We start from the raw sequence: 8,386 nt of genomic DNA, 5'->3' as shown, positions 1-8,386 counted from the left end.
CGGGCACGGTCCAAATGTGGGAGCTGGCTTGCCTGCGATGGCATCGCCTCGGTGTATCTGAAAAACCGAGTTGTCTGTATCGCAGGCAAGCCAGCTCCCACAGAAAAGCAGCTCTGTTTTCGCTCCGGTTTTTGCTTTTGCTTTTAACACTCAAGCCGGCCGGTAGGCCGCTGTGCTCTTGCTGTTGATCTGGCTTTTGATCTTGATCTGCGGGCCCCGTTAACCACGATGGCCGCAAGCAGGCACGGTGGAGCAGGTAAATCGGCAAGGATGCCGATTTAGCCGCGCCGGGCCATGGATGGCCCGTCGCGGCGGCCCGCGGAACCGGGCCGGAGTGCGGGCATGCCGAGCCTAGGCGAGGCACCGAGTGGTGGGGCAAAGACCTTTTGGTTACTTTTGGGGCGTTTGCCAAAAGTGACCCGCTGTAAGAGCAGAACCATAGGTGGCCGTTACCGCAGCAACGGATATGCCCCCCATCCAAAACCCAAATCACCGCGGCACCGCCCGAATCACCGCCCTAACACCCTGCGCCTCGGGAATCGCCTTATCCACCGAAGGCAACTGCGGCGCCTGCACATCCGGCATCGCCCAACTATGCTCCGGCTGCAACCCACCCTGGGCCCTGCGCATAAACTCATAGCGATTCAGCGTAATACTGCGCCCCGCCCCACCGTCACGAATAATGTAGGGCCGCAAAAACACCATCAAATTAGTCTTCGTCACACTGCGCTTTTCATTCCTGAACAGCGCCCCCAACCCCGGAATATCCGACAACCAAGGCACCGCGTCATTGCTCTGGCTATACCCATCCTGCAACAGCCCGCCAAGTACCATGATCTGCCCGTCATCCAGCAAAATACTCGTATCAATCGCCCGCTTGTTCGTCACCGTCCCGGCATCCACCGAAGCCCGCGTGTCGACGCTGCTGACCTCCTGATAAATATCCAGCTTCACCGTCCCCCCCTCGGAAATCTGCGGCCGCACGTTCAGCTTCAGCCCCACTTCCTCGCGCTGCACCGTCTGGAACGGGTTATTGCTCGTGCCGCCGCCGCCCGTCACATAACTGCCGGTGACAAACGGAATCGTCTGCCCCACAAAAATACTCGCCGCCTCGTTATCCAGGGTCAGCAGGTTCGGCGTCGACAACACATTGGTCCCGCCCTTGCTCTTCAATGCCCGGGCCAGCACCTTGAGGTCCAGCACCTTGCCAATCCCCGGAATGTCCACCGAGCCATTCACCAGCCCGATGTTCAAACCCTTGGGCAACACATCAATGCTGGTCTTGCTGGTGGGGGTTCCATTCAAGCCGCTGCCCCCCAGGTTCACCCCGCCAAAGCCCCCCTTCCCGCCCAGGTTGCCCGCCTGCCACTGCACCCCGAACTCGCTGGCATCGTCCTCACCCACTTCGACGATCAGGCTCTCGATCACCACCTGGGCGCGACGCTGGTCGAGCATGTCGATCACCTCCCGCAGGTTGCGATACAGCGGGTCCGGCGCCGAGATCAGCAAGGTGTTGGTGGTGGCGTCCGCCTGGATCGTCACGCCACCGGCGCTGAACGCGGTGTTCTGGTCGGTAGGGGAAGAGGCTCCGGTGCTGCTGGTGTCCTGCCCGTAACCACTGGGCTGGACAGTGCCGCTGCCGGTGGGAGTGCCGCTGCTGTTCTGGGTACTGCCCTGGCCACCCTGGGTGTTGCCGCCCATGCTGCTCAACTTGCCACGGGCATTATCACTGGTACCGGTGTCGCTCTCACCAGTGAGCAAACCCCGTAGCGACTGCGCCAACTTGCCGGCCTGGGCGTTGCGCAGGTACACCACGTGCATATTGCTCGGGTTGCTCTGGGCGTTGTCGAGCTTGTAGATCAGGTTGCGCGCCAGTTCCGTGCGCTCCGGGCTGCCGGCGCGGATGATGATGGAGTTGGAGCGCGGGTCACCGATCACGTTGATCTTCTGGGTCTGGTCGGCGCCCTGGGTTTCCAGTAACTCCGAGACCATGGCGGCGATGTCCACGGCGATGCCGTTCTGTACTTTCACCACGTCGGTGTCGATGGCGCTCGGGGTGTCGATGCCGTCGATGATCTGTGCCACCCGTGCAAGGTTTTCTGCGTAGTCGGTGATGACGATGCTGTTGTTACCAGGGTAGGCGTTGATCGGGTTGTTCGGCGACACGATGGGGCGCAATACCGGGATCAGGTTTACCGCGTTTTCGTATTGCAGGCGGAAAGTACGGGTCTGCATGCCCTGCCCGCCCGGGTTGGCGCCGCTGTAGATCGGCCCGCCCAGCAACTTGGCATCCGCCTCCGGCACCACCTGGGCCACGCCGCCCACGTCGACCACGCTGAAGCCTTGCATGCGCAGCGCCGCCAGCAGCATGTCGTAGGCTTGGTGCGCCGGTACCTGGCCTTCGCTGACCAGGGTCAGGTTGCCTTTCACCCGTGGGTCCACCAGGAACTGCTGGCCGGTGGCGCGGGACAAGGCGCGCACTACGGCCTGAATATCAGCGTCGACGAAGTTCAGTTGCACCGGCTGATCGCCCAACGGGTTGCGCGCCTTGGCCGGGGCGGTGGCGTGGCTGCGGGCACTGTTGGTCACCGGGTGCTGCACTCGGGCTGACGGCAGCGGTTCGCGCTGGCGGTCCAGCGGTGTGTCGCCACTGCGTCGGGTGTCGGCCAGGGGTTGGCCGAGTTCGCTGTCCACCAGCAGCGGTGTGGGCGATTGGGGATTGCTGCACGCTCCCAGCGCCAGCAACAGCAAAGGAGCGACCTTGCGATAAGGCGCAGCGTTGGGCAATGACCACTTCATGAAGCTTCCTTAGCGCCAGGCGCCTGATCCATGCGAACGGTCCCGGACAAGGTGCCGGCCGAGTTTGAAGGGGTGGCAGCGCCTGCGCGTTGCAGGCGGGCCTCGGAGACTTCCAGGGAGAATGGCCGAGGGTTGGCCAGCAGCCAGTCGACCACGGCATCCGCCGGGGCTTGCTCGAAGGTCAGGCGCCAGCTACCGGCGTCCTGCGCCTGCAAGTGATAGCGACCCTGTAGCCCGGCGTTGTCGAGGGACTGGTGCAAGGCGGTTTCCAGGTCATTGCTGCGCGGGGTTGCCGCGACGCCTTGCAGCAGCACCTGCAAGGCCTCGGCCTGGCTGCGCAGTTTCGGGGTTTCGGCTTGCCAGTAATCGATCTTCTTCAGCGGTGGCTGGATCAACAGCAACCAGGTCAGCAGCCCCGCCAGCACCAGGCCGGCACCCACCAGCAGACGTTTTTCACGCACGGCCAGGCCATTCCAGAACACCTGAGCCCGGCTGCGCATAAGCTGCCAACGCTTATTCATCTTCGGCCTCATCGTCTGCATCGACTTCAACGCGCTCGGCGAGCGGGCCGAGGGTCCAGCCCTGGTCGTCGCGGGTGGCGCTGAACCCGGCCTGGGCCAGCAGCGCCTGCGCGTCCGCCGCCAGCGCCGGACTGCGGGTGTCGGGCAGCAGGCTCACCTGCAAACGGCCTTGCTCGTAGCTCAGGCTCTCGACGCTGCCCGCCATGGACGGCAGGCTGCTACCCGCCAGCGCCAGCAAGCCGGTAAAACGCTGGCCCGGCTCAGCCGCCGCGCCACTCTGGCGTGCGGCCAATTGCTGACGGGCTTGTTGCAGCGGGTTGAGAATCACCGGCAGCTCGGGAAAGGCCTGGCGCACTTGCTGGCTCATCTGCGCCTTGAGGCGCTGGCCTTCCTCGACCTGGCGGGCGGCGTAGAGGTTCAGGCCCAGGGTCCAGATGGCGACCGCCAGCGCCGTGCACGCCGCCGCCCTGCCCCAGCCACCGGTGGCCGCCTGCTGAAGCCGCCCGTGCAAACCCCAGCCCGGCAATGGCCCAGCCCAACGGGCATCGCCGGTCACTTGATGCACATCGACGCCGGTGGCGAGCAGATCATCCAGCGCGGGCTGTCCCAACGGATGCACCGCACCCTGCTGGACACTGAGGCGCAGCAGCAAATGCCCGTCGCTGAATGCCGCGCTGGGTGGCTCGCTGACTGGCAACGCATACGGTGCCGGGTATAGGCCGCGCACTTTGATTTTCAATTGGGTCGTTATCCGGCCCAGGTGTTCAAGGCTGCTTTTGGGCAACCAGCCCACCTGCACCCGTCCGCTGCTTTCCCGTGGACCGTGGGCCACATGCATCAATTCCAACGGGCCAAGGATCAATGCCTGGGCCGCGCACGTCACTGCGTCGTCGACCTTGGCGGAGGGCAATTGCGGCAGCTCCAGGCTGGTCAGCAGGCTGTCCCGCGGGTGCAGAAAAAACGCCGCCGGGTTATTGGCCAGCTGCGCCAGGCTGCCCTGGCCTAGCTGGCTGACCTGCCCGGCGCGGTCCAACCAGGCGAACTGCACCTGGCTCTCGGTGGTGAGTTCATCCAGTGGCGGCAAGCCGATTCGCAAACGCTTCATACGCCCACCCGCGACCAGATCACCTGGGGCTGACGGTCTTCGGGGCGATACAGCAACGCCTCCAACGTCACCCGACGCTGCTCGCGACGGACCTGGCCCTGCACGCGAAACCACTCACTGGTGATCCCCACCTGCACCGTGTCCACCGCGACCTGTGGCATGCGCAACCGGTTGACGAAATCTCCGCGATTGATAAACCAGCGCCCGCCGTCGCGCTCGGCCACCAGGGCCTGGGCCTGCGACAGGCTAAGCCCCGGCACCACGCTACTGAGCACCTCGGCGCTGGCGGTATTGCCGTTGACCCAGGTATTGCCGGGCAGCACGCTGACGTAGCTCGCCATGCGCCGCAGTTGGCGCGGGTCGAGGCCTTCGATACCACTGAGGTCAATGAGGCTGCGCAGCATGGGGTACTTGGCTGGAATCAATGGCGCCGCTGTTCCGGGCGAGGTATCGCGGCTGCTGTTGAAACCACCGGTGAGTGAGGCGCCGAGCTCGCGCTGGTCGTATGAGTCGATCACCCGCCGGCTGATGCGGCGGCTCACGGCCAGGTCGATGCCGATCAATTGGCACAGGCGCTCAAAGCTCTGCAATTGCACGGCGTCCGGGTGTTGTTGGGTCACCAGATTGCGCAGGTTGAACTTGCCCTGCTCATCCTCAATCCGCCCCTCGAAAGCACCGCCGAGGGGGCGTGCCCACGGTTGATCGAGCCGGGTCAAGACGTCCTGGCGGCGCGCATCCCACAGGAGTTGGCGACTGGTTTCCAGGCCGCCATTCAATAACCATTGCCCCTGGATACGCAGCTGTTCGGCTTCCAGGCTGCGGGTGAACACGGTCTGCCGGGCGAGCATGGCACCGGCAATCACCGCGACCACGGCCGCGATCAGCAAGGCGCTGATAATCGCCATGCCGCGCTGCTTCGCCGCTGGGGGCGAATGGCTGTTCATCGCCGGCCTTACAGCTGCCAGGAGCCGATATCGGCATTCACGCCGTCACCATCGGGTTTCCCGTCGGCGCCGAGGGAGAACACATCCACTTCGCCGTTGGCCCCTGGGTTGAGGTAGTGATAAGGGTTGCCCCACGGGTCGTTGGGCAGGCGTTCGAGGTAGGCACGCCAGTTGCTGTTTTTCGCGTCGGCCGGGCGCTCCACCAGCACCTTCAAGCCCTGGTTCATAGTGGGATAAGAACCGTGGTCAAGGCGGTAGAGTTTCAGGGCCTGCATCAGCCCGCCAATGTCCTGCTTGGCGGCTGTGGCCCGCGCCTGGTCCGGGCGGTCGAGCACCTTGGGCACCACCAGCGCCGCCAGAATCCCCAGGATCACCACGACCACCATGATCTCGATCAAGGTGAAACCACGCTGCCTGCGTGGGGAGGTGAAGTGTGCGATATCCATCTCGACATTCCTTGGCTTGAGTGCATTTCGTGGCGCAGTGTTGCAAGAACACATGTCAGTCATGTTGAAAATCCTCGGGAGCTTTGGTCGCCAATCGGTCAACTGCGGGGGCTAGTCTGCGGGCCTGATTCCCGGTTTTGAGTACGCCATGGGCGGCCCCCGCAACGAGCAAGGTTTCACCCTGATTGAAGTGTTGGTGGCACTGGCGATCATCGCCGTGGCCATGGCCGCAGCCGTGCGCGTGGCCGGGCTGATGACCACCAGCAACGGGCTGCTGCGGGACAAGTCGATGGCGCTGCTGGCGGCCCAGAGTCGCCTGGCGGAACTGCGCCTGGAAGGTCGGGTGAGTCCCGGGCGCAAGACCTTCGACTGCGACCAGGGTCGGCTGAAATTGCGCTGCGAACAAACCATCAGCAACGGGCCGGATGGGCGGCTGTTCCAAGTCAGCGTTCGGGTGCTGGACGCGACCCGTGAAGCGCCACCCCTGGCGCGCCTGGAAACCTTGATGGGGCGCCCGCCGGTGAAGCGCGCGGTTACTGCCGAGTGAGGCTTGGCAAGGCCGGGCCGTCGGGCAACTTGTCGAGGGGCACGCGGATTTTTTCAGTACCACGTTCGATCTCCACGCTATCGCCTTCAATGGCCGTCAAGCGCACGCCGGGGCTTAGCCGCTCACCCAACAAAAAACTGCGGGGCGGCCCGTCGTTGAGGCTGAGGATGGCCACCGCACCACGGGCACCGGCAAGCACCCCGGAGACCTTGATCTGCATCACCGCCGGGGTATTGGAAAACCACTGCACGGCAGGGTTGTCACTGCGGGAGACCAATGCCTGGGGCGCGGCCTGCGGGGTGTGGGACTCGGCCGACGTGAGCAGCAACGGCGTCCAGGTCGCCACCCCTGCCAGCGCTGCCAGCAACGCCAAGGCCTGGACGCCATGGGCGGGTGAAAAACGATGGGTGAATGCCATGGGCGGGACCTCCTGGTTGTCCGTTGCCTCAGGCTACAGGGCAATTCACACCTTTTTATTTCAGCGGTTGATCAGGGAGCAAAAAATGAAACAGCAGGGCTTCACGTTGATCGAGTTGATGGTGGTGTTGGTGATCATCGGCATCGCCAGTGCGGCCATCAGCCTGAGCATCAAGCCTGATCCGCTGCACCTGCTGCGCAAGGACGCGGAACGCCTGAGCCAGTTGCTGCAGGTGGCCCAGGCCGAGGCTCGCGCGGATGGCCGGGCGATTACCTGGAAGGCGGATGCCCAGGGGTTTCGCTTCAGCCGCGCGACGGATGACGGGTTGGGGTTGGAGGACTTCAGTGGCGATCAGCAACTGCGCCCGCGGGCCTGGGACAGCACGCCGATGCAGGTGCGCATCGAGCCCGGGAAGCACCTGGTGCTGGATGCTGAATGGGTGAACCCGCCGATGCAGGTGGTGCTGTCGGACGGGCAGCACAGCCTGAGTCTGCAACGGGATGCGGCGGGGTTGTTGCGGGTGGTGAGTCATGAGTGACCAGAAGGGTTTTACGCTGATTGAGGTGATGGTGGCGATCATGTTGATGGCGGTGGTCAGTGTGATTGCCTGGCGCGGGCTGGACAGTGTGACCCGTGCTGATCAGCACTTGCAGGCCAGCAGTGAGGAGACTGAGACCTTGTTGCGGGCGCTGAACCAGATGCAGCTGGATCTGAGTTTGCGTGCGGGGGTTGAGTTGGGGCCGCCGATTGGGGATGAGGCGCCGAAGCCTGGGGGGTTGGCGGCGGTGTCGGTGAGGAGTACGGATAGCAAGGGGTTCCGGTTGGAGGTGATCCGGAGTGCGCCGGTTCCTGGGGATGGGTTGCAGCGGGTGCGGTGGTGGCTCAAGGGGGACACGCTGTATCGGGCGGCGGCACCGGCGCGGGATCGGTATCCGCTACCGGCACCCAGGGATACGGTGGCGGTGCTTGGGCAGGTCAGGGATTTGCAGGTGCGGGTTTGGGACAAGGGGTGGCGGCAGTTGAGTGGGAATCGGCAGGAGGAACCGCTGGGGGTTGAGGTGGTTCTGGTGCGGGAGGCGGGTCAGGGGGTGGAGCGGTATCGGCAGGTTTTTGGGCCCCTGCGGTAGGGCTTTTTGGGGGGGCGTGTACATATCCGTTATTTGGGTGATGGCTGATATGGGTTCCGCTCTTACAGCGGCTCACTTTTGAAAAGCGCAAAAGTAAGCAAAACGCTCTTGCCCCACCACTCGGCACCTCGCCTAGGCTCGGTGTGCCCTCACTCCGGCTTTGGACCGTGGGCCGCCGCGATGGGCCATCCTTGGCCCAGCGCGGCTAACCCGGCGTCCTGCCGGGTTACCCACGCTCCAAAGCCTGCGTTCGGCCAGCGTGGTTTAACGGGGCGCCTAAGATCAAAATCAAGATCAAAAGCAAAAGCACAGCGGCCTACCGGCCGGCTTGAGTGTTGAAGAGCAAAAGCCAAATCAAAATCTAAAGCGGGCGCGGTCCAAATGTGGGAGCTGGCTTGCCTGCGATGGCATCAACTGGGTGTACCTGATGTACCGAGTTGTCTGCATCGCAGGCAAGCCAGCTCCCACAGAAAAGCAGC

9 protein-coding genes are annotated in these 8,386 nt (G+C 63.9%); 3 read left to right on the top strand and 6 right to left on the bottom strand.

Features of this window, described 5'->3' with window-relative positions:
• Positions 1 to 489: 489 nt before the first annotated feature.
• From gspD to gspG, 5 genes are read right to left on the bottom strand one after another with little or no spacing between them, the layout of a single operon-like run.
• Positions 490 to 2,799, bottom strand: coding sequence for a type II secretion system secretin GspD (gene gspD, locus K0H47_RS20080; RefSeq protein WP_219273495.1), 2,310 nt, complete (start codon positions 2,797 to 2,799; stop codon positions 490 to 492).
• Complete coding sequence (gene gspM / locus K0H47_RS20075; protein WP_093208685.1) at positions 2,796 to 3,320, bottom strand: type II secretion system protein GspM; 525 nt, start codon at positions 3,318 to 3,320, stop codon at positions 2,796 to 2,798. The genes gspD and gspM overlap by 4 nt, the downstream gene beginning before the upstream one ends.
• Positions 3,313 to 4,425 (bottom strand): type II secretion system protein GspL, encoded by a 1,113-nt coding sequence (gene gspL, locus K0H47_RS20070; protein ID WP_219273494.1) that lies wholly within the window; start codon positions 4,423 to 4,425, stop codon positions 3,313 to 3,315. Before gspL ends, gspM begins: the two co-directional genes overlap by 8 nt.
• Positions 4,422 to 5,369, bottom strand: a complete 948-nt coding sequence (gene gspK / locus K0H47_RS20065; protein ID WP_219273493.1) for a type II secretion system minor pseudopilin GspK — start codon at positions 5,367 to 5,369, stop codon at positions 4,422 to 4,424. The genes gspL and gspK overlap by 4 nt, the downstream gene beginning before the upstream one ends.
• 8 nt (positions 5,370 to 5,377) lie before the next feature.
• Positions 5,378 to 5,815: a type II secretion system major pseudopilin GspG gene (gspG, locus tag K0H47_RS20060; RefSeq protein ID WP_017475328.1), complete on the bottom strand. Its 438-nt coding sequence runs from the start codon at positions 5,813 to 5,815 to the stop codon at positions 5,378 to 5,380.
• A gap of 148 nt (positions 5,816 to 5,963) precedes the next feature.
• Between gspG and gspI the strand changes: the two genes are divergently transcribed.
• On the top strand, positions 5,964 to 6,362 hold the full coding sequence (gene gspI / locus K0H47_RS20055; RefSeq protein ID WP_063029140.1) for a type II secretion system minor pseudopilin GspI: 399 nt from the start codon (positions 5,964 to 5,966) through the stop codon (positions 6,360 to 6,362).
• On the opposite strand, the gene K0H47_RS20050 is transcribed toward gspI, so the two are convergent.
• Positions 6,349 to 6,780 (bottom strand): type II secretion system protein N, encoded by a 432-nt coding sequence (locus K0H47_RS20050; protein WP_063029138.1) that lies wholly within the window; start codon positions 6,778 to 6,780, stop codon positions 6,349 to 6,351. The two genes, gspI and K0H47_RS20050, sit on opposite strands and share 14 nt — an antisense overlap.
• An 85-nt stretch (positions 6,781 to 6,865) precedes the next feature.
• On the opposite strand from K0H47_RS20050, the gene gspH reads away from it, so the two are divergent.
• Positions 6,866 to 7,318: a type II secretion system minor pseudopilin GspH gene (gene gspH / locus K0H47_RS20045; RefSeq protein WP_219273492.1), complete on the top strand. Its 453-nt coding sequence runs from the start codon at positions 6,866 to 6,868 to the stop codon at positions 7,316 to 7,318.
• The gene (locus tag K0H47_RS20040; RefSeq protein ID WP_219273491.1) at positions 7,311 to 7,907 is read left to right on the top strand and encodes a type II secretion system protein GspJ; all 597 of its coding nucleotides are present in this window, start codon (positions 7,311 to 7,313) and stop codon (positions 7,905 to 7,907) included. Before gspH ends, K0H47_RS20040 begins: the two co-directional genes overlap by 8 nt.
• The last annotated feature ends 479 nt before the right edge of the window (positions 7,908 to 8,386 follow it).

The sequence above is a fragment of the Pseudomonas sp. Xaverov 83 genome (genome assembly GCF_019352905.1).
GTDB lineage: Bacteria > Pseudomonadota > Gammaproteobacteria > Pseudomonadales > Pseudomonadaceae > Aquipseudomonas > Aquipseudomonas yamanorum.
Note: the sequence above shows the minus strand (reverse complement) of the source record. Positions and strands in the feature narration are given on the sequence as shown.